Annotated in this window: 25 protein-coding genes; 16 read left to right on the top strand and 9 right to left on the bottom strand. The window is 48.8% G+C overall.

The features are described 5' to 3' along the window. Both ispG and O3661_RS02460 read left to right on the top strand, forming a co-directional pair. On the top strand, positions 1–1,266 hold the full coding sequence (ispG, locus tag O3661_RS02465) for a flavodoxin-dependent (E)-4-hydroxy-3-methylbut-2-enyl-diphosphate synthase (RefSeq protein ID WP_371492182.1): 1,266 nt from the start codon (positions 1–3) through the stop codon (positions 1,264–1,266). A gap of 33 nt (positions 1,267–1,299) precedes the next feature. After that, positions 1,300–2,145 carry a DUF817 domain-containing protein gene (locus tag O3661_RS02460; RefSeq protein WP_371492181.1) on the top strand — a complete coding sequence of 282 codons (846 nt, stop codon included), beginning with the start codon at positions 1,300–1,302 and terminating at the stop codon, positions 2,143–2,145. Between the two features lie 58 nt (positions 2,146–2,203). Here the strand turns inward: O3661_RS02460 and O3661_RS02455 are convergent, their stop codons facing one another. Both O3661_RS02455 and O3661_RS02450 read right to left on the bottom strand, forming a co-directional pair. Further along, positions 2,204–3,745 carry an OFA family MFS transporter gene (locus O3661_RS02455; protein WP_371492180.1) on the bottom strand — a complete coding sequence of 514 codons (1,542 nt, stop codon included), beginning with the start codon at positions 3,743–3,745 and terminating at the stop codon, positions 2,204–2,206. A 224-nt stretch (positions 3,746–3,969) separates the two neighbouring features. Further along, positions 3,970–4,551, bottom strand: coding sequence for a superoxide dismutase (locus O3661_RS02450; RefSeq protein WP_003683473.1), 582 nt, complete (start codon positions 4,549–4,551; stop codon positions 3,970–3,972). Positions 4,552–4,705: 154 nt separating this feature from the next. On the opposite strand from O3661_RS02450, the gene dnaB reads away from it, so the two are divergent. The 6 genes from dnaB (at position 4,706) to O3661_RS02420 (ending at position 9,586) form a co-directional block, all read left to right on the top strand. Further along, positions 4,706–6,112 (top strand): replicative DNA helicase, encoded by a 1,407-nt coding sequence (dnaB, locus tag O3661_RS02445; protein WP_036490624.1) that lies wholly within the window; start codon positions 4,706–4,708, stop codon positions 6,110–6,112. A 157-nt stretch (positions 6,113–6,269) separates the two neighbouring features. Next, a complete protein-coding gene (locus O3661_RS02440; RefSeq protein ID WP_371492179.1) occupies positions 6,270–6,935 on the top strand; it encodes a Tfp pilus assembly protein FimT/FimU in 666 nt (221 codons plus the stop codon). A gap of 15 nt (positions 6,936–6,950) precedes the next feature. Then, positions 6,951–7,631, top strand: coding sequence for a type IV pilus modification protein PilV (gene pilV / locus O3661_RS02435; protein WP_371492178.1), 681 nt, complete (start codon positions 6,951–6,953; stop codon positions 7,629–7,631). A gap of 2 nt (positions 7,632–7,633) precedes the next feature. Next, positions 7,634–8,569, top strand: a complete 936-nt coding sequence (locus O3661_RS02430) for a PilW family protein (RefSeq protein ID WP_371492177.1) — start codon at positions 7,634–7,636, stop codon at positions 8,567–8,569. Continuing rightward, entirely contained in the window at positions 8,548–9,093 is a 546-nt protein-coding gene (locus O3661_RS02425) for a PilX N-terminal domain-containing pilus assembly protein (RefSeq protein WP_371492176.1), read from the top strand. The genes O3661_RS02430 and O3661_RS02425 overlap by 22 nt, the downstream gene beginning before the upstream one ends. Positions 9,094–9,097: 4 nt before the next feature. Then, complete coding sequence (locus tag O3661_RS02420; RefSeq protein ID WP_371492175.1) at positions 9,098–9,586, top strand: PilX family type IV pilin; 489 nt, start codon at positions 9,098–9,100, stop codon at positions 9,584–9,586. A 53-nt stretch (positions 9,587–9,639) separates the two neighbouring features. Here the strand turns inward: O3661_RS02420 and O3661_RS02415 are convergent, their stop codons facing one another. After that, positions 9,640–10,260 (bottom strand): Smr/MutS family protein, encoded by a 621-nt coding sequence (locus O3661_RS02415; protein WP_371492174.1) that lies wholly within the window; start codon positions 10,258–10,260, stop codon positions 9,640–9,642. A gap of 136 nt (positions 10,261–10,396) precedes the next feature. Here O3661_RS02415 and O3661_RS02410 point away from each other — a divergent pair, with 136 nt between their 5' ends. From O3661_RS02410 to mutL, 6 genes are all read left to right on the top strand, one after another. Beyond that, positions 10,397–10,774 carry a hypothetical protein gene (locus O3661_RS02410; RefSeq protein WP_371492173.1) on the top strand — a complete coding sequence of 126 codons (378 nt, stop codon included), beginning with the start codon at positions 10,397–10,399 and terminating at the stop codon, positions 10,772–10,774. A 135-nt stretch (positions 10,775–10,909) separates the two neighbouring features. Beyond that, complete coding sequence (trpE, locus tag O3661_RS02405; protein WP_371492172.1) at positions 10,910–12,385, top strand: anthranilate synthase component I; 1,476 nt, start codon at positions 10,910–10,912, stop codon at positions 12,383–12,385. Positions 12,386–12,428: 43 nt separating this feature from the next. Next, the gene (locus O3661_RS02400; protein ID WP_371492171.1) at positions 12,429–12,998 is read left to right on the top strand and encodes an RNA 2'-phosphotransferase; all 570 of its coding nucleotides are present in this window, start codon (positions 12,429–12,431) and stop codon (positions 12,996–12,998) included. An 83-nt stretch (positions 12,999–13,081) separates the two neighbouring features. After that, positions 13,082–14,218: a 5-(carboxyamino)imidazole ribonucleotide synthase gene (locus tag O3661_RS02395; protein WP_107848747.1), complete on the top strand. Its 1,137-nt coding sequence runs from the start codon at positions 13,082–13,084 to the stop codon at positions 14,216–14,218. Positions 14,219–14,290: 72 nt separating this feature from the next. Then, positions 14,291–14,773: a GNAT family N-acetyltransferase gene (locus O3661_RS02390; RefSeq protein ID WP_003747064.1), complete on the top strand. Its 483-nt coding sequence runs from the start codon at positions 14,291–14,293 to the stop codon at positions 14,771–14,773. 36 nt (positions 14,774–14,809) lie between these two features. After that, positions 14,810–16,786 carry a DNA mismatch repair endonuclease MutL gene (gene mutL / locus O3661_RS02385; protein ID WP_371492170.1) on the top strand — a complete coding sequence of 659 codons (1,977 nt, stop codon included), beginning with the start codon at positions 14,810–14,812 and terminating at the stop codon, positions 16,784–16,786. A gap of 57 nt (positions 16,787–16,843) precedes the next feature. Here mutL and kdsA read toward each other — a convergent pair whose 3' ends face one another. From kdsA to O3661_RS02370, 3 genes are all read right to left on the bottom strand, one after another. Next, a complete protein-coding gene (gene kdsA / locus O3661_RS02380; protein WP_107848744.1) occupies positions 16,844–17,686 on the bottom strand; it encodes a 3-deoxy-8-phosphooctulonate synthase in 843 nt (280 codons plus the stop codon). 74 nt (positions 17,687–17,760) lie between these two features. Beyond that, positions 17,761–18,144 (bottom strand): aspartate 1-decarboxylase, encoded by a 384-nt coding sequence (gene panD, locus O3661_RS02375; protein WP_107848743.1) that lies wholly within the window; start codon positions 18,142–18,144, stop codon positions 17,761–17,763. Between the two features lie 78 nt (positions 18,145–18,222). Next, positions 18,223–19,764: a YdgA family protein gene (locus tag O3661_RS02370; protein ID WP_371492169.1), complete on the bottom strand. Its 1,542-nt coding sequence runs from the start codon at positions 19,762–19,764 to the stop codon at positions 18,223–18,225. A 175-nt stretch (positions 19,765–19,939) separates the two neighbouring features. Here O3661_RS02370 and O3661_RS02365 point away from each other — a divergent pair, with 175 nt between their 5' ends. Both O3661_RS02365 and trpD read left to right on the top strand, forming a co-directional pair. After that, positions 19,940–20,530: an aminodeoxychorismate/anthranilate synthase component II gene (locus O3661_RS02365; protein WP_003683598.1), complete on the top strand. Its 591-nt coding sequence runs from the start codon at positions 19,940–19,942 to the stop codon at positions 20,528–20,530. 88 nt (positions 20,531–20,618) lie between these two features. After that, complete coding sequence (trpD, locus tag O3661_RS02360; protein ID WP_003747072.1) at positions 20,619–21,647, top strand: anthranilate phosphoribosyltransferase; 1,029 nt, start codon at positions 20,619–20,621, stop codon at positions 21,645–21,647. A 64-nt stretch (positions 21,648–21,711) separates the two neighbouring features. Here trpD and O3661_RS02355 read toward each other — a convergent pair whose 3' ends face one another. From O3661_RS02355 to O3661_RS02345, 3 genes are all read right to left on the bottom strand, one after another. Then, complete coding sequence (locus O3661_RS02355) at positions 21,712–22,062, bottom strand: CsbD family protein (RefSeq protein ID WP_003747074.1); 351 nt, start codon at positions 22,060–22,062, stop codon at positions 21,712–21,714. Between the two features lie 116 nt (positions 22,063–22,178). Continuing rightward, the gene (locus tag O3661_RS02350; RefSeq protein WP_070460885.1) at positions 22,179–22,745 is read right to left on the bottom strand and encodes a GDSL-type esterase/lipase family protein; all 567 of its coding nucleotides are present in this window, start codon (positions 22,743–22,745) and stop codon (positions 22,179–22,181) included. 122 nt (positions 22,746–22,867) lie between these two features. After that, on the bottom strand, positions 22,868–23,125 hold the full coding sequence (locus O3661_RS02345; RefSeq protein WP_049329664.1) for a hypothetical protein: 258 nt from the start codon (positions 23,123–23,125) through the stop codon (positions 22,868–22,870). Positions 23,126–23,190: the final 65 nt, after the last annotated feature.

Raw genomic sequence — 23,190 nt, 5'->3', positions numbered from 1 at the left:
ATGACCACACCTAAACGCCGTCAGACACATCAAGTCAAAATTGACCATCTCATCATCGGCTCCGATACGCCCGTTGTTGTGCAATCTATGACCAATACCGACACCGCAGATGCAGAAGCAACCGCCCGACAGGTCAAAGAGTTGAGCGATGCCGGCTCGGAAATGGTACGCATCACGGTCAATACTCCGGAAGCTGCTTCCAAAGTCGCCGAAATCCGCAGCCGCTTAGACGATATGGGTTATACCACGCCTTTGATTGGTGATTTCCATTTTAATGGCGAACGCTTATTGGCCGAATTTCCTGAGTGCGGCAAGGCCCTGTCTAAATACCGCATCAACCCAGGCAATGTCGGCAAAGGCTCAAAAGGCGATGAGAAATTTGCCTTTATGATTCGTACAGCGGCAGAAAACAATAAAGCCGTACGCATCGGTGTGAACTGGGGTTCACTTGATCAAAGCCTTGCCAAGCGCATGATGGATGCCAACCTAGCTTCTGCCACACCGAAACCGCCTGAAGAAATCATGAAAGAGGCTTTGATTGTTTCTGCGCTGGAATCGGCAGAAAAAGCCGTGGCTTTGGGCTTGCCCGAAGACAAAATCATTTTGTCGTGCAAAGTAAGCGCCGTACAAGACTTGATTCAGGTTTACCGCGAATTGGGCAGCCGTTGCCGCTATCCACTCCATCTTGGTCTGACCGAGGCTGGCATGGGCAGCAAAGGCATTGTGGCTTCCACCGCAGCTCTGGCCGTATTGTTGCAAGAAGGCATCGGCGACACCATTCGAATTTCCCTTACGCCCGAACCCGGCTCCCCACGTACACAAGAAGTCATTGTCGGTCAAGAAATCCTGCAAACCATGGGCTTGCGCTCCTTTACGCCAATGGTTACAGCCTGCCCCGGTTGCGGCCGCACCACCAGTACCGTATTCCAAGAGTTGGCTCAAGACGTACAAAACTATTTACGCCAAAAAATGGCTGTTTGGCGCACTGAATATCCAGGCGTTGAATCATTGAACGTCGCCGTAATGGGTTGCGTAGTCAATGGCCCGGGCGAAAGCAAGCTTGCCGATATCGGTATCAGCCTGCCCGGTACAGGCGAAACTCCGGTTGCGCCGGTTTATGTAGACGGCGAACGAAAAGTCACCCTCAAAGGCGACAATATCGCTGCAGAGTTTTTACAAATCGTTGAAGATTATGTCAAAACCAACTACTGCGAAGGTGGCGCAAAACGTAAGCAAAACCGCGTTATTCCGATTCAATCTGCCTAAAACATTCTCAAGATAAAGAGGCCGTCTGAAAATATGTTGGGCAAACTGGATACTTGGCTGACTGAACATCCCAAACGCAAGGATTTGCATGGTTGGCGACGCTTTATCGTTGAATTTTGGTTTTTCAGTTTGAAAGAAGCACGAGCCTGCTTATTTGCAGGCTTGTTTTTCATTGCCATGTTCCTCGTTCCGAAAACAGGCTGGTTAGGAATTTCACGCTACGACCTACTGCTGATTTTTGCCGTCTCCGTTCAAGCAGCCATGCTGTATTTCAAGCTGGAAACTTGGGATGAAGTGAAATCGATTACGCTGTTTCACTTGGTAGGCTTTGCTTTAGAGTGGTTCAAGACATCAGGCGATATCCAGTCTTGGAGCTATCCGGATGAGGCATACACCAAAATCGGCGGCGTACCACTGTTTGCGGGCTTTATGTATGCCGCAGTCGGCAGCTATATCATTCAAGCATGGCGGCTGTTTGACCTCAAAATCAAAAGCCATCCGCCGTATTGGTTGGGCACTTTGTGCGCACTGGCGATTTATATCAATTTTTTCACCCATCACTATATCGGCGACTATCGCTGGTACCTTGCAGCTTTTGCTCTCGGCCTATACGCCCGGACAACGGTCTTATACACGCCCTATGACACCGCTCGCAAAATGCCGCTCCTGCTCGCTTTCGTCCTGATCGGATTTTTTATTTGGCTGGCAGAAAATTTGGGAACCCTATTCGGCGTTTGGCGTTATCCCAACCAAATCGGCGCGTGGGCATCGGTACATATCAGCAAATGGAGTTCATGGGCATTACTGGTGATGATGACTTTTACCATCGTTGCGAATTTAAAACACATCAAACATACCATCAGCGTATCAAAAGATTAGTTGCTTAATATTTTAAAAGGCCGTCTGAAACTTTCAGACGGCCTCTAATTTTCAACAATCAATTAAACAAACTTAAGGCTTTCACAAAAACCATAATGACGCCATAGCCCAAAGGGATACAGACCAAAGCCCAGCGCCACCATACGCCGATACCGCCCGCTGATACTTTCTTGCTGATCAGATAGGCATCGGATACAGCGGTTTCATCATCGGGGTTGCCGCTATGTGCCGCGACCTTAATGTCTTTTTCGTGATGCTTTTCGTGAACCGAACGGACACTCAAATTACACAACAAACCGACAATCAACAAACCTGCCATAATGTACATGGTAATGCTATAAGCCTCAGCAGCCGGAACACCGCTTTCAATTTGACTTTGGCGGATATAGTTGACCAACACCGGGCCAATAACGGCCGCAGTTGACCATGCCAGCAAAATCCTGCCGTGGATTGCACCGACTTGATAAGTGCCGAACAAATCCTTCAGATACGCCGGAATCGCTGCAAAACCGCCGCCATACATGGAAATGATGACGCAGAATCCAATAACAAACAAAGCCTTGTTCCCGCTCTCGCCAATCGACGGAATGGCAAAATATAACAGCGAGCCGAGCACAAAGAAAATAGTATAAGTATTTTTACGCCCGATTTTGTCGGACACGCTGGACCACAAAAAACGGCCTCCCATATTAAACAGGCTCAACAGGCTCACAAAACCTGCCGCCGCACCCGCGCCAATGGCAGCCTGTTTACCGACAGAAGTTTCAGAAAACAGCTCCTGAATCATGACAGAAGCCTGACCTAAAACGCCGATACCTGCCGTCACGTTCAGACACAATACCCAAAACAAGAGCCAGAATTGCGGCGTTTTCATGGCTTGTGAGACATTGACATGATTACTGCTGACCAATTTGCTTTTGTTTTTCGGCGCAACATAACCTTTAGGTTTCCAGCCATCGGCAGGTATGCGGATGGTAAACGCGCCGAACATCATCAACACCAGATAAAACAATCCTAAAACAACAAAAGCCTGCGCTACGCCAACCGAAGTTTCACTGGAGAAAAAACTCATCAGCGACACGGATAAAGGCGAGGCCAACATCGCGCCGCCACCAAAGCCCATAATCGCCAAACCTGTCGCCATACCCGGTTTATCGGGAAACCATTTCATCAAAGTCGATACAGGCCCGATATAGCCCAAGCCCAAACCAACCCCGCCAATTACACCGTTGCCCAAATAAAGCAAAAACAGATTGTGCGTATGAACGCCGATCGCCGACACAAAAAAGCCTAAACTAAAGCAGCAGGCAGCAACAAACATCGCCTTACGCGGCCCAACGCGTTCCATCCATGTACCGAACATGGCCGCTGACGCGCCCAACATCGCCAAGGCAATACTGAAAATCCAACCTACCGTGGTCAGCTTCCAATCTCCTGCAGCCGACTCAGTAATACCGATAAGCTTGGTCAGCGGCGCATTGAACACGGAATAAGCGTATATCTGCCCGATGGCAAGATGCACAGCCAAAGCGGCAGGTGGTACCAGCCAACGATTAAAGCCGGGTTTGGCAATGGTCGCCTCACGGTCTAGAAATTTCATAAAATCCTCTTGTTTATGTGTATCAAACGCTGATTCCATATCATGCGGAATCAAAAAATTGTTGACAATATTTTAGCATAATCTCCCGTTTATCCTTTTTTTCTGCTCCATGATAATTTTGCGCATCAGACAGAAAAAACATTCATCTAAACCATCTCTTCACGCCCATATCGACAAAAAGGCCGTCTGAAAATTCTTCAGACGGCCTTTTCATTCACATCGTTTTATGCGGCGAAGCGTTTGGCAACTTCATCCCAGTTAACAATTTCCCAGAAACCTTTCAGGTAGTTAGGACGGCTGTTGCGGTAGTCGATGTAGTAGGCGTGTTCCCATACGTCGCAAGTCAACAGCGGAGTGTTTTCAGTAGTCAGCGGAGTACCTGCATTGGAAGTAGAAACCAAATCCAATTCACCGGCAGGCGTTTTCACCAACCATGCCCAACCGGAGCCGAAAGTACCGGCCGCGCAAGCATTGAACGCTTCTTGGAATTTCTCGAAGCTGCCCCATTTGGCGTCGATGGCTGCAGCCAATTCACCGGCAGGTTTGCCTTGACCTTTAGGAGTAAAGCCCAGCCAGTAGAAAGTGTGGTTCCAAGTTTGGGCAGCGTTGTTGAACATACCGCCGGAAGATTTTTTCACGATTTCTTCCAAAGGCATTTCTTCAAACTCAGTGCCTTTGATTTGATTGTTCAAATTGGTGATGTAAGTTTGATGGTGTTTGCCGTAGTGGAACTCCAAAGTCTCTTTGGTCAGATGGGGGGATAACGCATCCAGTTCATAAGGCAATTGTGGCAGCTTGTGTTCCATTTTTATGCTCCTAATTATTGATATTTATATTTTGGTAGTGTGCGTTGTCAAATCGACAACATTGCTATTTTACCTGCTTTAGCCTAAACAAACCAATTGAACTTACACTGCGCTATAATAGTGGATTGCAATTTTCCAGCCAGAGATGCCCGTCATGAGCAATTATTCCGATATGCCGTCTGAAGACCGTGAAATCAGCGCATTGTCACTGCCGCCACATTCCACCGAAGCGGAGCAATCCGTATTGGGCGGCCTGATGCTGGAAAATTCTGCTTGGGACCGTATTGCCGATGTCGTTTCCGGCGAGGATTTTTACCGCCACGAACACCGCCTGATTTTTCGTGCAATTGCCAATCTGATTAATGAAAGCCGTCCTGCTGACGTCATTACCGTTCAGGAAAGTTTGGAACGCAATGAAGAATTGGAAGCGGCAGGCGGATTCAACTATCTGATTACGCTGGCGCAAAACACGCCATCTGCTGCCAATATCCGCCGCTACGCCGAAATCGTGCGCGAGCGTTCCATCATGCGCCAGCTTGCCGAAGTCGGCACGGAAATTGCACGCAGCGCATACAATCCGCAAGGGCGCGATGCAGGCCAGCTTTTGGATGAGGCGGAAAACAAAGTATTCCAAATTGCCGAAAGTACCGCCAAATCCAAACAAGGCTTCCTTGAGATGCCCGATCTTTTGAAAGAAGTGGTCGAGCGCATCGATATGCTTTATTCGCGCGACAATCCTGATGAAGTAACCGGCATATCGACAGGTTTTATCGACCTCGACAAAAAAACATCAGGCCTCCAACCGGGTGATTTGATCATCGTCGCAGGCCGTCCGTCTATGGGTAAAACCGCTTTTTCGATCAATATTGCGGAACACGTTGCCGTAGAGGGCAAGCTGCCTGTCGCTGTATTCTCGATGGAGATGGGCGGTGCGCAGCTGGTTATGCGTATGCTGGGTTCAGTCGGACGTTTGGACCAAAGCGTTTTAAAAACCGGCAGATTGCAAGACGAACACTGGGGCCGTCTGAACGAGGCAGTCGTTAAACTCTCCGATGCACCCATGTATATCGATGAAACTCCGGGTTTGACCGCGCTCGAACTGCGCGCCCGCGCCCGCCGTCTTGCGCGCCAGTTCAACGGCAAATTGGGTTTGATCGTCATCGACTACCTGCAATTAATGTCAGGCTCCGGCCGTTCTGACAACCGCGCTTCCGAGCTTGGCGAAATTTCCCGCTCACTCAAAGCATTGGCGAAAGAGTTGCAAGTTCCCGTCATTGCCCTGTCGCAGTTGAGCCGTACCGTTGAACAGCGTACCGACAAACGCCCGATGATGTCCGATTTGCGTGAATCCGGCGCAATCGAACAAGATGCCGACTTGATTATGTTCATGTATCGTGATGAATACTACAACTCAGAATCACCCGCAAAAGGCTTGGCGGAATGTATTATCGGCAAACACCGTAACGGTCCCGTCGGGAAAGTATTCCTCACTTGGATGGGTCAATTTACCAAATTTGATAATGCTGCCTATGTTCCAGAATCCATGTTGATGGAAGATTGAGACAGGTTATCTGAAAAACTAACCGAATTTCATATTTTATTAGTCACGCATTCCAAAATCGTTTAGAATAAATCCAATAAAAGCAAAAGCATTGCCACAGGCAAATGCAAAAGAGAAAACGTCGGTTACCCCAACACATTACTACCAAAAATCACTCATGTATCAGACACAAAAAGGCTTCACCCTAATTGAGTTGCTGATCGTCATTACTATTGCAGCAGTAATGGCCGTCATCGCACTTCCCAATATGAATCAATGGATTGCCTCCAGACGTGCAGCATCGCAAGCAGAGCAAATTGCCAATCTGCTGCGCTTCGCGCGAAATGAGGCCGTCCGTCTCAATCTTCCCGTTTACATCTGCCCGGTCAAAATCAAATCCGATGGCTCGCCCAATAATGGTTGCGATTCCAAATATGCCGGTAATGGTATGTTGGCCTACGCCGATAAAAACGAAGACTTACGCTATCAAAACGATACTGTCGATTTATCCATCCGCTCCATTATTCTCAATGGAGACACCGACAAAGTGGAATACAGCTTCAACTATATTCCTATCGGCAATGACCGTTCTGCTCTCTCTGCTTCAGCTCCCAAAGAAGTCTGGTGGAGATTTCTTCCCAATGGTACATTTGGCCATTCAACCGATGGCAAGAATTATCAATTTTCAGACGGTCACATCAAAATCAGCCTAACAGATAAATCCGCCGCCGATACTGAAACCAAGAAAGCCCGTGCTACCGTACTTTTAATCAATGGCAATGGGCATGTCGAAATCTGTGCTAAAAACGATGAGCGCAAAATGTGCGAATACTCTTCCAAATAATAACAATGGTATCTTATGAACATTACAAATTCTACTCATCTCAGATCATTTAAAGGCCGTCTGAAAACGAGCTCAACAAGCTTTACCCCAAAACTTCAATCAGGCATGACCCTGATTGAAGTTTTGATTGCCATGTTTGTCCTTGCCATCGGTGTGCTCGCCCTTCTGGCTGTCCAACTGCGTACCGTATCCAACGTGCGTGAGTCTGAAAATCAAACCACTGTCGCCCAAATTACACAAAATCTAATCGAAGGCATGCTCATCAATCCGACGCTCTCTGAAGAAACCGATACTGCAGGCGACAAAACCTCCCGTTATAAAAAATCCTACGATGCTTACATCACATCAAGCTCTGAACAGCTTAAAGACTCAAAGCAAACTAATGAATTTAAAGATAAAATGACAAAAGCGCAACTTGCGCAAGCTCAAATTGCACAGTTTAAAGCCGATTTAGCCAAAGCCCTTCCCGAAGCCCAAGTCTTCTTCACTATCTGCAAAGATTCTTCCGGTGCAGAGCCGACTTACAACAATGACATCCAAGACATCCAACCAAACTGCGAGGACGATGGCAAAGGCGACACGACCATCGTGAAAGTTTTATGGTTGCAAGATGTCGAAGAAGAAAATAGCGTAAAAAATCTCAATACATCGGGGCATCACGTTGTCTATACCTACCAATCACGCGTAAGAGACTAACAATGAACAATAAACGCTTACTCAACCATATTCCCAATAAAACCGCTATTCGAGGCTTCAGCATCCTTGAATTTTTGGTTGCCAGCCTGCTCAGCATGATTGTCTTAATGGCGGTCAGCTCCACCTACTTTACTGCGCGCGGATTGAACAAATCTGCCAATGCCCGTATCGGTATCCAACAAGATTTGCGCAACGCCGCCAATATGATCGTCCGTGATGCGCGTATGGCAGGCAATTTCGGTTGCTTCAATATGTCGAATTCTCCCGCCTCTGCAGTAATAGAAGACAAAAGCTCGGATGAATACACATTGAAAACAGCTAGTGTGAATAAGCTGTTACCGGTTAAAGAAATCAATAAATTAGGCTATGCAGGTTTTGCTCAAACCGGCAAAGCCCTGCTGTTTCAATATGGAATCGACAAAGCAAACCCTGCTGCAAAAACTGCTATTGTCAGTAGCTGCTCAGGCATTGCAAAGCCTCAAACAGAAATTAAAGATTTGGCGGCGGCAAAATTGGCTTTAAAAATTAACGACTCTGATCAAGACGGCAGTATCGCCATCATGAAACATGAAATGATTGCCTACGCTGTCGGCAAACTTGGCGAAGAGAGCGGTTTGTTCCGTTTCCAATTATCAAATGATGGCTCATGGAGTAATCCGCAGCTGTTGATTAAAGGCATTACAATCATGGATATCCACTATATCTATGCAGAATGTCCTAATTCTGAAAATGCATCTGCCAGCGGAGTAAATACAGAATCATTTGATTACAAAAACGCATTGGATATCTCAGCTGAGGCTAAGTCTCCGGCTTCTATCCAAATCGTACTGAATAACGGCAGTATTGACCCATCAAAAGAACAAGACAATAAAGTCGATATCTATAATATTAATGCCACCATCCGCGGAGGAAACGTATGTGCCGACCGATCACTCTAAACAAACCTAACCAGCAGCAGGGCTATGCTTTGTTTATCGTTTTAATGATGATGGTCGTCATCGCCCTGCTCGTGGTCACAGCTACCCAGTCCTACAATACTGAACAGCGTATCAGTACCAATGATGCCGACCGCAAACTGGCAACCACCCTAGCCGAAGCGGCACTGCGTGAAGGTGAAAATCAAATTTTTGATATTGAAGGTAAAAAGACTACTTTTACCGCAAAATGTGAAAAAGGTTTATGTTCCACACCAAACGTAAAATCCAATGGCGATTTTACTGAAGAAGGTAGCCCAACCGTAGATGCTTGGAAGCGCAAATGCGACAAAAACCTGTGTATTGACACCAATGGTACGGAATATCCTTTAGATAAAAAAAGCGGCATCACAAACAATCCACGCTACATCATCGAATATTTAGGCAAATCTACTGAGGGTCGAATTACCTACCGCGTTACAGCCAAAGCATGGGGTAAGAATGCCAATACCCAAGTCGTTCTTCAGTCTTACGTTGCCAGCGAATAATATAATGAATAAAACCTCTACCAAACAACTAGGCTTTACGCTGGTTGAGATGATGATTGCCGTCGCCATCTTAGCCATCCTGAGCGTCATTGCTATTCCGTCTTACAACCGCTACATTGAGCGCGGCTACCAATCACAAGCGCATGCCGAGTTAGTCGCCATCAATTCTGCTTTTAAAAACCAGATGGTTAAAAATCCAAAGTGGAAAACTGATGAGATTAAAACTCAGTTGAATGACTTTATTTCCTCATACAAAGGCCATAAAGATTTGGCAGACAAATACAAATACTCCGCCGAAATGATTGATGCCAGTACAAGCCGAGCCTATCGTTTGAAAGCCATTCCCACAAAAACAGGCTATATCCTTTCCGTTTGGATGGATAGTTTGGGCAATGCTTACAAATGCACTGATATTGATTCTGCCGATAAATTCAAAACCGCAATGACCAATGGCAAAGGTTGCGAATCGGTTTCCAAAAAGAAATCTTCTTAGTCTGGCAAACATAAAAAAGCAGCGTCATCTTACTGACACTGCTTTTTTTTATTTTACTGCTTCCAATCATCGTCTCGGCGTTGGCGTTTCAACAAAATCCTGACTGCGCCATCATTGCCTTGTCGAGGCTCGACATAAGCCAACACGTCAGGATGCTGCATCAACCAGCGGCGCGTCATATTTTTCAAAACCGGTTTATAGCCTGCAGAACCCAAGCCGCTGCCGTGGACAATCTCGCCGCAAACGCCGTGTTTTTTCGTAAACTCAATAAATTCGTTCAATACCTGCTGCGCTTCCTCCTGCGTATAGCCGTGCAAATCTACATCCGCTACCACAGGATAATGACCGTTTCGCAAACGCATCAAATCATTTTTACCCTGCCCGTTTTTACTGAACGAAGCCGGCGGTTCTTCCCAGCCGCCGCTGCCTACATAAAAATAATCTTCCTGCTCCAAAGTCGCCATTTCTTTGGGGCGCGGCTTGATAGGCGATTTATCGCGGGGCTGTTCATAATAATTGCCGGCATTTTTTAACGGCGTAACCTTACCAACCGCCTTGCTGAAATCCACATCCTCTACCTGCTTTTTAGCCTTTGCTTCCGCTTCCCGCTCCGCAGCTTCCTTTTTCGCCTGTTTGCCCAAAGCCTTCAGCGTTTCTTGAAAGTTTGCCGTCATGGTTTGTCCTTTCCAAAAAATTGATTGCACCCATTATAGCAAACCCGGCTATAAGGCCGTCTGAAAGACTCTTATCATCGCTTCTTGTTTAGGGTATAGTATTAACGCATTGCCAGTCTTATAAAAGAGAGAAAATATGTTTAAACGCCCGGAAGAAATCATCGTCTTGATACTTGCCCTATTATGGGTCGGACTCAGCTACTACTTTGCCGCCATCCTGATTTCAGATGCCTACACCATTCTCCTGATTACCATACTGACTTTTGTTTGGGCGGTCATCTGTTTCCTTTTATGGCAACGCAACTTAAGCCGTCATATTTGGCCGCTGTTCCTCGGCAGCCTGGTTGCCTGCTGGTGGCCATACTTCACTTGGCTTGCCAGCGATGTTCCCGAAGGTACATGGTATTCAGGCTGGACATTCAAATCCATTATCGCCCTGATTCCCGTTGTTGCCGCTTATATTTTCAAGTGGAAACGAAGCCGGAAAAACAAAATCTCCAACACCATTGCCTGATACCTCGCGCCGTCTTTTTCAGACGGCGTTTTCCATATCTGACATAACGCTCAGACTGTCAACAATTCCAATAAAATGCTATACTCTTCACACGATTTAACACCCTAAAACAGGCCGTCTGAAAGACTTATCAAGATGATCAGCAAACAAGAATACCAAGCCCAAGCCGCACAAGGTTACAACCGCATCCCACTCGTTCAAGAGCTGCTTGCCGACTTGGACACACCGCTCTCAATCTACCTCAAACTTGCCAACAAGCCTTTCACCTACCTGCTCGAATCCGTTGTCGGTGGCGAACGCTTCGGCCGCTATTCCTTTATCGGCCTGCCTTGCAACCACTATCTCAAAACCAGCGGCAAACATGTCGATGTGTATCAAAACGGCGAAATCGTCGAACAACACGACGGCAATCCCCTGCCCTTTATCGAAGCCTTCCACAACCGCTTCAAAACGCCCGAAATCCCAAGCCTGCCGCGCTTTACCGGCGGCCTGGTCGGCTATTTCGGTTATGAAACCATCTACAATTTCGAACATTTTGCCCACCGCCTGAAACATACGGCCAAAGCCGATCCACTCGGTACGCCCGACATCCTCCTGATGCTCTCGCAAGAGCTTGCCGTAGTGGATAACCTAAGCGGCAAAATCTACCTGATTGTTTATGCCGATCCGTCTCAAACCAACGGCTACGAACGCGCGCGCGAACGTCTTGAAGACATCCGTACCCAGCTACGCCAAAGTTGCGCCATCCCGCTTTCCCTCGGCAGCAAGCAAACCCAAGCAGTCAGCGAATTTGGAGAAGAACCTTTCAAAGCCTGCGTCAACAAAATCAAAGACTACATCTTTGCAGGCGACTGCATGCAGGTTGTCCCCAGCCAACGCATGAGCATGGAATTTACCGACAATCCGCTTGCCCTCTACCGCGCCCTGCGTACGCTGAACCCATCGCCATACATGTTCTACTACGATTTCGGCGATTTCCATATTGTCGGCTCTTCGCCTGAAATCCTCGTCCGCCGCGAACGCGACGATGTCATCGTCCGCCCTATCGCCGGCACACGCCTGCGCGGCAAAACACCAGCCGAAGACCTCGCCAACGAACAAGACCTGCTGAGCGATGCCAAAGAGATTGCCGAACACGTCATGTTGATTGACTTAGGACGAAACGACGTCGGCCGCATCAGTAAAACCGGCGAAGTCAAAGTCACCGACAAAATGGTGATTGAAAAATACTCCCATGTGATGCACATCGTCTCCAACGTAGAAGGCCGTCTAAAAGACGGTATGACCAACATGGACATCCTCGCCGCCACCTTCCCGGCAGGCACACTTTCCGGCGCTCCAAAAGTCCGCGCCATGGAAATCATCGAAGAAGTCGAACCAAGCAAACGCGGCATCTACGGCGGTGCAGTCGGCGTATGGAGTTTCAACAACGACATGGACTTGGCCATTGCCATCCGCACTGCCGTGATTAAAAACAATACCCTCTTCGTCCAAAGCGGCGCAGGCGTAGTTGCCGACTCCGACCCAACTTCCGAATGGCAGGAAACCCAAAACAAAGCCCGCGCAGTAATCCGCGCAGCGCAAATGGTGCAAGAAGGGTTGGATAAATAAATTTCAGACGGCCTATGCTCTGAAATGACTAAACAACAAGATTATGATACTAAACGAAAAACAACTAAAATCCATCAGCAAATTCCTCAGCTTTATTTTGCGTCATCATCCCGAGCAAATCGGTATTACTTTGGATAAAGACGGCTGGGTGGATATTGATACCCTGCTGACGCAGGTAAACCATCCCGAGCGCGGCTTTATGGGCAATCCGCTGACCTACGAAATATTATTGGAAGTGGTCGAAAACAACGATAAAAAAAGGTTTACCCTTTCTGAAGACGGCAAACGTATCCGCGCGGCGCAAGGTCATTCGACGGCACAAGTTCAGGTCGAACACAAAGTGGCAACGCCTCCTCATATTTTGTATCACGGCACGGCTGAGCGCTCTGTTCCGTCTATTTTGGAACAAGGCCTACATTCTGCCTCGCGCCATTTTGTCCATCTGTCTGCCGATGCCGCAACAGCCGTCAACGTCGGCTCCCGACACGGCAAGCCTGTTGTATTGACCATCGACACTGTCGCCATGCTTGCGGCAGGACACCAATTTTATCTGGCGGACAACGGCGTATGGTTAACTGAAAACGTTCCGCCGCAATTTATCGGTAAACTTTAAAACATTAGGCCGTCTGAAGCCGTAAAACCATGTTCAGACGGTCTGCAAACACCCTACCCAATTTCTTCATAAAGCGATTATCCATGAACACATCCCCCATCCTCCCTCCTGCTATGCTCGGCATTCTTGGCGGCGGACAATTAGGCAGAATGTTTACTGTTGCTGCCAAAACCATGGGCTACAAAGTAACTGTACTCGACCCCGACCCGAATGCGCCGGCAGCAGAATTTGCCGACCGTCATTTATGCGCGCCATTTGATGATGAAGCAGCTTTGGAAGAATTGGCAAAATGCGCGGCGGTTACGACCGAGTTTGAAAACGTCAATGCCGACGCGATGCGTTTTCTCGCCAAACATACCAATGTTTCCCCCAGCGGCGACTGCGTTGCCATCGCGCAAAACCGCATTCAGGAAAAAGCATGGATACGCAAAGCAGGCCTGCAAACCGCGCCGTATCAAGCAGTTTGCAAAGCCGAAGACATCACTGAAGAAAGCGTACAATTTCTACCCGGCATCTTAAAAACTGCCACTTTAGGCTACGACGGCAAAGGCCAAATCCGCGTAAAAACATTGGATGAACTCAAAGCCGCATTTGCCGAACACGGAGGCGTGGATTGCGTTTTAGAAAAAATGGTGGACTTGCGCGGCGAGATTTCCGTTATCGTATGCCGTCTGAACAATGACAACGTGCAAACTTTCGACCCTGCCGAAAATATTCACGAAAACGGCATCCTCGCCTACTCCATCGTTCCAGCCCGACTGAGTGCCGACATTCAGCAACAGGCGCGACAAATGGCACAGCGTTTGGCCGATGAATTGAACTACGTCGGCGTATTGGCGGTAGAAATGTTTGTTGTCGGCGATACACATGAATTGGTCGTTAACGAAATCGCGCCGCGTCCGCACAATTCCGGCCATCACACCATCGATGCCTGCGCGGCGGACCAATTCCAGCAACAGGTCCGCCTGATGTGCAACCTGCCTCCGGCTGACACCAAATTGCTAAGTTCTTGCTGTATGGCGAATATTTTGGGCGACGTTTGGAAGGAAGACGGCGGTGAGCCCGAATGGCTGCCACTGCAAAGCAACCCGAACGCACATCTGCATCTATACGGTAAAAAAGTCGCGCGCCAAGGCCGAAAAATGGGCCACTTTACCGTCTTGGCCAACGATGCGGACAACGCGTTCCAAACCGCACAAACCTTACATCAAAGCCTGTAACCTTACCCACTTTTTTCAGACGGCCTTTGATTGCCAAAGGCCGTCTGAAATCAATTTTTCCGACCATCCGCCATGAGCCTTCTGACCATCCTCCGTCCGGCAACCGAAAAAGACTGCCAAGCCATACACAACGCCCATCTGCATGCCGTTCAATACGCCTGCATCCGCAGTTACGATGAAACCATTATGCACGCATGGGAAAGTCTGCTCGACATCAACAGCTATTTGGAAACCATCTCCGATAAAAACAAAGCATTGTGGGTGGTCGAATACAAAGGGCTGATTCAAGGCTTCTTCCAAGTCGATTTCAAAGAAGCGCAATTGGACGCCTTATACGTCCATCCGCTCTTCCACAATCTCGGCTTGGGTACGGCCCTGCTCAGCCGTGCCGAAGAAATGGCACGAAATGCAGGCCTCAGCTTTCTCAAACTGTATGCCTCGCTCAATTCCGTACCTTTTTATCGACTTAACCGCTACGAATCGCTCGGTACTGCCGTGTTGCAGCTGAACAAAACCGTCCGCGTCGAATGCGAATTGATGCGCAAATACCTGTAATTTTCTCTTCTGCCGTTGCTTTTTTGAAAGAAACCGATGTCCCGAATTGCCGCCCTGCCCGACCATCTCGTCAACCAAATCGCCGCCGGAGAAGTGGTCGAACGCCCTGCCAACGCCTTGAAAGAAATCGTTGAAAACAGTATCGATGCAGGCGCGACAGTGATTGATGTCGAGCTGGCAGGCGGCGGCATCCGCCTGATTCGCGTCAGCGACAACGGCAGCGGTATCCATCCGGACGACATCGAGCTTGCGCTCCACCGCCATGCCACCAGCAAAATCAAAACCTTAAACGATTTGGAACACGTTGCCAGCATGGGCTTTCGCGGCGAAGGCTTGGCAAGCATCGCCTCCGTCAGCCGCCTGACCCTGACCAGCCGCCAAGAAGACAGTTCGCACGCGACCCAAGTCAAAGCAGAAGACGGCAAACTCAGCAGCCCTACGGTAGCCGCCCACCCCGTCGGCACCACCATCGAAGCTGCCGAACTCTTCTTCAATACCCCCGCACGGCGCAAGTTCCTCAAATCCGAAAATACCGAATACGCCCACTGCGCCACCATGCTCGAACGCCTCGCGCTGGCGCATCCGCACATTGCCTTCTCACTCAAACGCGACGGCAAACAAGTGTTCAAACTTCCTGCACAAAGCCTGCATGAACGTATCGCCGCCATTGTCGGCGATGATTTTCAGACGGCCTCATTGGAAATTGACAGCGGCAATGGCGCGCTGCGGCTCTATGGCGCGATTGCCAAGCCGACCTTTGCCAAAGGCAAAACCGACAAACAATACTGCTTCGTCAACCATCGCTTTGTGCGCGACAAAGTCATGCTCCATGCCGTCAAGCAGGCATACCGCGACGTATTGCACAACGCGCTGACACCTGCTTTCGTCCTCTTTCTCGACCTGCCGCCCGAAGCCGTAGATGTCAACGTCCACCCGACCAAAACCGAAATCCGCTTCCGAGACAGCCAACAGGTGCACCAACTTGTGTTCCACACGCTCAACAAAGCACTTGCCAACACGCGCGCCGACTTGACCGAAAGCGTCAGCAACGCAGGCGAAGTGTTGCATGACATTACCGGCGTTACGCCTGCACCAATGCCGTCTGAAAACGACAGCGAAAATCTGTTTGATAGCACATCAAACTACCCGACAGGCAACAAACCCGACACACGCAATGCCTTTGGCTCATCAGGCAAAACCGCGCCCATGCCTTACCAAGCCGCACGCGCGCCGCAGCAACGCAGCCTGTCCCTGCGCGAAAGCTGCGCGGCCATGAATACTTATGCCGAACTCTACAAAAAAACCGACGACATTGACCTTGAGTTGAGCCAATTCGAGCAGGCACGTTTCGGCAATATGCCGTCTGAAACGCCTACTCCCAAAACAGATACGCCGCTTTCAGACGGCCTTCCCTCCCAATCCGAATTACCGCCGCTCGGCTTTGCCATTGCCCAATTACTAGGCATCTACATCCTTGCCCAAGCCGAAGAGAGCCTGTTGCTCATCGATATGCACGCTGCCGCCGAACGCGTCAACTACGAGAAAATGAAACGCCAACGTCAGGAAAATGGCAACCTGCAAAGCCAGCGCCTGCTTATTCCCGTAACCTTTGCCGCATCCCACGAAGAATGCGCCGCCCTTACCGATCATGCCGAAACGCTGGCAGGCTTCGGGCTGGAATTGTCCGACATGGGCGGCAATACCCTTGCCGTCCGTGCAGTTCCCGCCATGCTCGGTAAAGCCGACGTCGTTTCGCTGGCCAAAGATGTATTGGGCGAACTCGCCCAAGTCGGCAGCAGCCAAACCATCGAAGAGCACGAAAACCACATCCTCGCCACCATGTCCTGCCACGGCTCCGTCCGCGCTGGCCGCCAACTGACCTTGCCTGAAATGAATGCGCTCCTACGCGATATGGAAAACACGCCGCGCAGCAACCAGTGCAATCACGGCCGTCCGACTTGGGTCAAACTGACTTTAAAAGAATTGGATGCGTTGTTTTTACGCGGACAGTAACGCTAATAAAAAAGCCGTCTGAAAATGCTTTCAGACGGCCTTTTAACTTATTTGCCCTTAACGAATATCCATGGACGCAAACGATTTCACGGTTTCATCAATCGCTTTAACACGGGTCAGGAAGTCTTCCAATTGGGCAAGCGGCAATGCGCTTGGGCCATCGCATTTGGCTTGGTCGGGATTGGCATGGGATTCAAGGAACAAACCAGCCAATCGGGTTGCCATACCGGCAAGCGCCAAGTCCAATACTTGGGCGCGACGACCGCCTGACGCAGCAGCGCCAGATTCGCGCGTTTGCAGGGAATGGGTTACGTCAAAAATAACGGGCAGGTTGTGACACGTTTTTTTCATCACGCCAAAGCCGAGCATATCGACCACCAAATTGTCGTAGCCGAAGTTTGCGCCGCGTTCGCACAAAATGATTTGATCGTTGCCTGCTTCTTGGAATTTCTCCACAATGTTTTTCATTTGAGAAGGGCTGAGGAATTGCGGCTTTTTGATGTTGATGACATTGCCGGTTTTCGCCATTGCCACCACCAAATCGGTTTGGCGTGCCAAGAAGGCAGGCAGCTGGATGACATCGCAGACTTCGGCAACCGGCTGGCATTGGTAAGGCTCGTGAACGTCGGTAATCACGGGAACGTTAAACTCGCGTTTCACCGCTTGAAAAATCTTCATGCCTTCGTCCAAACCCACACCGCGGAAAGAGTGGATGGAAGAGCGGTTTGCCTTGTCGAAAGAGGCTTTGAACACGTAAGGGATGCCGAGCTTATCGGTTACTTTAACGTATTGCTCACAGGCTTTCAGCGTAGAGTCGAGGTCTTCAAGGACATTGATGCCGCCGAAAAGGGTAAAGGGCGCATTGTTGCTGACGGTGATGTTGTTGATTTGGATATTCACGGCAAAGCCTTTCAGATAAGTTGAATTTGGGAAACAGGCCGTCTGAAACGTTTCAGACGGCCTTTGTTTGAATATTACAACACGGTGTGCGGCGGCTCATAAGAAATCACGTCGCGGATTTTATTGTTCTCATCGACGAGGACAACTTTCGGCTCATGCGCTGCAATTTCAGGTTCGGACAATATAACGTAAGACATGATAATCACGATGTCGCCTTTTTGAACCAAACGCGCAGCCGCGCCATTCAAGCAAACGACGCCGCTGCCGCGTTCGCCGGGAATGGTATAGGTTTCAAGACGTTCGCCGTTGTTATTGTTGACGATGGCGACTTTTTCGTTCACACAAATACCTGCCGCATCCAGCAGGTCTTGGTCAACGGTAATGCTGCCGACGTAGTTGAGGTCGGCTTCGGTAACGGTGGCACGGTGGATTTTGCCGCCGAGCATGGTACGAAACATGGGTTTCCTTTTTGATTGTGGGTTGATTTGCGGTTTTAACTTCCGGGAAGTTAAAACCGCTGTTTGTGTGATTGAGGATTAGTTATTGGGAAAGTCTGATTCGTCAAACTCGGGTTCCGGGTCGCTTTGAAGAACTTTTCCGTTTAATTTCAACTCGCTGTTTTGCAGAGTCAGATGGGTTTTGACATTATCGTTTTCTAAGGTCAGATATTTCTCACTTGCCATGCTTTTAATGGTGCTGTCCACCATCAGGCGCAAGGTCTCGTTGATATCGTCGATGCTGGCACGGCCTGCGGCTTCATCTTCGGCATTGACGCTAAACAGGCTACTTGCTTGGTTGACGGCGAGTTGTTCCAACAATTTTTGCGGTACGCTCATGTTAAAGTCGGCTTCGGTTTTTTTCAGCATATCGCCCAGGCTGTTGAGGTCTTTAGCCGTCAAACCTTTAAAGGCAAGCTTGCCGCTGACATCGACATCACCATTAGGCATGGTAAATTTGAAGGTTTTGACGTTTAAAACCGGATTGTTGGTAAACAGGCCTGAAGCCTCGTTCTTGGCCGTCTGAATCAAGGAAGCCTGAATTTCTTCTTCGCTCATTTTCTTCGCGGACACTTCGGCAATTTTGTTTTTCAATGCCAAAAGTGATGCAGAATCCAAATGCTCGGCAGCGACATTGATGTCCAGAGGGCCGTATTTGTCTTCGCCATAGGTCAGGCTTTCAAATTGGAAGCGGCCTTCGCTGTTGATGAATTTATCGACTTCGCCGGTCTGGGTATCGAAACGCAGTTTGTTGACTTCGATTTTAGACGGAGCAATCGTGCCGGTCGGATTGATAAATGCACCGATTTGCAGGTTGGTCACAAGGTTGACCAACTCATTCAACTTAACGTTGTAATCGATATTTTCTTTCCATTGCAGCAGGAATTTATCCAGCGTAATGCTGCTCTTGCCCAAAGAAAGCTTGGTCAGGCCGTCTTCCGTTTCGGATTGGAAGCGCAGGTTTTCCAAAGATACATCGCCTTTGTCGGCCAATTTGACTTGCAAAGACGGCGCAAGATAATCGTGGCGATAGCTTTTGAAGCCTTGGCTGTAATCGGTATTGCCGCTAAAGCCTTTCCAGTTGAGCTTGATACCGGAAAGCTCTTCATAATCGAAGGCGGGAATATTGAGGCTGAGTTTGCCGTCACCGGAAAGGTAAACCGTATTGGTCATGGTCAACGGCGTTTGCTGGCCGAAGAAACGGTCCAAAACCTTTTTGGTTTCCGGATGGTATTGGAACTCGGTTTCCACATGGGCGCGCGTGCCGAAACCTCCGGCAAACGGGCCGTGGGTCACGTGGTTGATGACCGTAATCGGCTCTTGCAGGACGGTTTTCAAATTGTCCGGCAGATATTTTTGCGTATTTTGAAGCAGGGTCGGCTTGAGGCGGATGACGGTCGTCTCGGTTGAACTGAACCAGCCGCGATCGTATTGGTGGGACTCAACGGTCAGGAAACCGGATTCCTGCAACAGCTTTTGTTGCTCGGTCAGGCTTTCTTCCGCTTTGACACCAAGATAATAAGGCGTGCCGAGCGCAGCGGCGACAACGACGGCGGCAGTCGGGATAAGATACTTTTTCATCACTTCAAACAGATTAGGTTCAAAGCGTAAAGCATAGCATTTTTTAGCTGTTTTGTCTTATCCGCCGTTTCAGACGGCCTTTAGGTAAAGATTGTGATATTATGCAAACATAAACGATTTTTACACTTTTGGCAGACCTTACCCTGTCTGCCAAAATGTCATTAAAGGTTTGCAAATGCTTTTATTTATCGACAATTACGACAGCTTCACCTACAACATCGTCCAATACTTTGCCGAATTGGGGCAGGAAGTTTTGGTACGTTGCAACGATGAAATCACCATCGAAGAAATCGAAGCCCTAAAGCCGCAATATCTGGTCATCGGCCCCGGCCCTTGTTCCCCTAAAGAGGCAGGCATTTCTGTTGCAGCCATGCAGCACTTTGCCGGCAGGCTGCCCGTCATGGGCGTGTGCCTCGGCCATCAAACCATGGGCGAAGCGTTCGGCGGTAATGTCGTGCGCGCGCAAACGATGATGCACGGCAAAGTCTCCCCCGTTTTCCACCACGGCACAGGCATGTTTAAAGATCTGCCCAATCCGGTCAACTGCACGCGCTACCACAGCCTGGCCATCGACCGCGCCACCCTGCCCGACTGCCTCGAAATTACCGCATGGACGGAAGACGGCGAAATCATGGGCGTACGCCATAAAGAATATGCCGTCGAAGGCGTACAGTTCCACCCCGAAGCCCTGCTAACCGAACACGGCCACGATATGCTGAAAAACTTCCTGGAAGAATTTAAAGACTATCGTCCGCAAAAATCTTAATGAAAGGCCGTCTGAAATGTGTTTGACAATGTTCAAACCGCATTTTCAGACGGCCTGAATCACATCGGACACGAACAAAGGAAAAATCATGATTACCCCTCAACAAGCGATTGAACGCCTCATCAGCAACAACGAACTTTTCTACGATGAAATGACCGACCTCATGCGCCAAATCATGAGCGGCCAAGTTCCGCCCGAGCAAATCGCCGCCATCCTGACCGGCCTGCGGATTAAAGTTGAAACCGTTTCCGAGATTACCGCCGCAGCCAGCGTAATGCGCGAATTTGCCACCAAAGTACCGCTGGAAAACGCCGATGACTTGGTCGATATTGTCGGTACAGGCGGCGACGGTGCCAAAACCTTCAATATTTCCACAACTTCCATGTTTGTCGCGGCTGCGGCAGGCGCGAAAGTCGCCAAACACGGCGGCCGCTCCGTTTCTTCATCCAGCGGCGCTGCCGATGTCATGGAACAAATGGGCGCCAACCTCAATCTCAACCCCGAACAGGTTGCCCAAAGCATTCAGCAAACCGGCATCGGCTTTATGTTCGCGCCCAACCATCACAGCGCCATGCGCTATGTTGCCCCTGTCCGCCGTTCGCTCGGCTTCCGCAGCATCTTCAATATCTTAGGCCCGCTGACCAATCCTGCCGGCGCGGCAAACCAACTGTTGGGCGTGTTCCACATCGACTTGTGCGGCATTCTTTCCCGCGTATTGCAACAGCTTGGTTCCAAGCATGTTTTGGTTGTGTGCGGCGAAGGCGGTTTGGATGAAATCACGCTGACCGGCAAAACCCGCGTTGCCGAACTGAAAGACGGCAAAATCACCGAATACGATATCAGCCCGGCCGATTTCGGCATGGAAATCCGCCGCAATTTGGACGAAATCAAAGTCGAAAACGCGCAAGAATCCCTGCAAAAAATGAACGAAGTGCTGGATGGCAAAGTCGGTGCCGCACGCGACATCGTCGTCCTCAATGCAGCCGCCGCGCTCTACGCAGGAAATGTGGTCGCATCGCTGGCGGACGGTGTCAAAGCCGCGCAAGAAGCCATCGACTCCGGCAAAGCCAAAGCCAAAAAAGACGAGTTTATCGAATTTGGCAAACAGTTTGCCTAAACTTTAAAACCATAAACAAAGGCCGTCTGAAAAATCTTTCAGACGGCCTTTTATTCTTTAAATATTAAAATTTGCTTTTAATATCATTAATCAAGCCTTCAGCTTTTTCTTTGGCTTCTTCAGCCAAGTGTGCTACTTTCTCTTTGGCTTCACCGGCTAAATGAGCTGCTTTTTCTTTAGCTTCACCTGCAAAGTTTTCTACTTTTTCTTTAGCCTCGCCTGCGAAGTGCGCCGCTTTTTCTTTGGCTTCACCTGCAAAGTTTTCTGCTTTTTCTTTAGCATCCGCAGCAACTTCTTTTGTCTTACCGACGCCTTGTTGAACTACGCCTTCAGCTTTGAGTTTGGAATCGTCAAGAACTTCGCCGGCTTTCTCTTTTACTTCACCGCTGATTTGATCTAATTTGCCAGTCATCATTTATTCCTTCTTAGTTTCATGTTGATAAGAGTAATCACTATACCCCAATAGATATTGGGTTGCAACTTAAAGTCTGTCTCAATATTAAAAACATAATAAAAATGGATTACGTCAAGTTAGCACAACTGTTTCAATATCGCTTCGGCTACTGCCTCGCCTATCATCTTACTGCCGAACTCATTGAAATGAAGTCCATCGCACAGCATCACATCGGTCAAATCCTGCTCAAACATCAGACTGTATAAATCATTGACGGTAAAACCATATTGCCTTGCCAAATCCTCCGCCACACGGTTATAGGCCTTCAAGTCGGCCAGATAGCGGCGCGAGGGTTTGACGATATTGTGTACGCTTTCCAAAAACGGCGTACTGCTCGCCCAAATAATTTTTGCCCCTGTCTGTTTCAGATAATCGAAAATTTGAATCAGGTTGCTGCGATAGGTTTTTATATCGGCCACCGGCTCATTACAGCCTTGATTATGGCGGATGTCGTGCAAACCGCAATTGATGTGGATAATGTCTCCCACAGTCGCGCCCTCTGTCCATTGCCTGATATGCTCTAACACATCATGCGACGAACGGCAGTTTTCCGATGGAGAAACAATATCCACCTCAGGCAAAGCGGCGCGCGTGTAAGGCTCCGAAGCAAGCCGAACGGAGTCGCCGATTAAGTAAACGGTCATTTTTGTTCTCCTCCCTTTATTTGAATCAACAGCAAGGCCGTCTGAAATATCACTTATATTATTATAAGAGTGCTATTTCAGACGGCCTTAACTTCAGTCAAGTTCTATCGTTAAATCATCAATTAGAGCTGACTGTTTTTATAAAAATCAATTAATTGCTTGGCCTGCAACATGGGCAGACCAAAACGGTCGCTTACGACTTTCAAATCCTTCCATTCCTGACCGGTCAGATTTTGCCCAACCCATTTGAGGTTTTCCGGATTGCTTTTGATTTTCTCAAAATACGCCTGCTTGCGTTTCCAGTTACGCGACCACACCAGCAACATGGTAAAAATACATAAAACAATCAATACAATATTGGTAAACAACATCATGTCCATACGACATACTCCCGCTTGAGTCTCGAAATCAGAAAATATGGATTAAAGGCCGTCTGAAAAACAAT

This window comes from Neisseria sp. 20925_1_37, assembly GCF_041433255.1.
Taxonomy (GTDB): domain Bacteria; phylum Pseudomonadota; class Gammaproteobacteria; order Burkholderiales; family Neisseriaceae; genus Neisseria; species Neisseria flavescens_D.
Note: the sequence above shows the minus strand (reverse complement) of the source record. Positions and strands in the feature narration are given on the sequence as shown.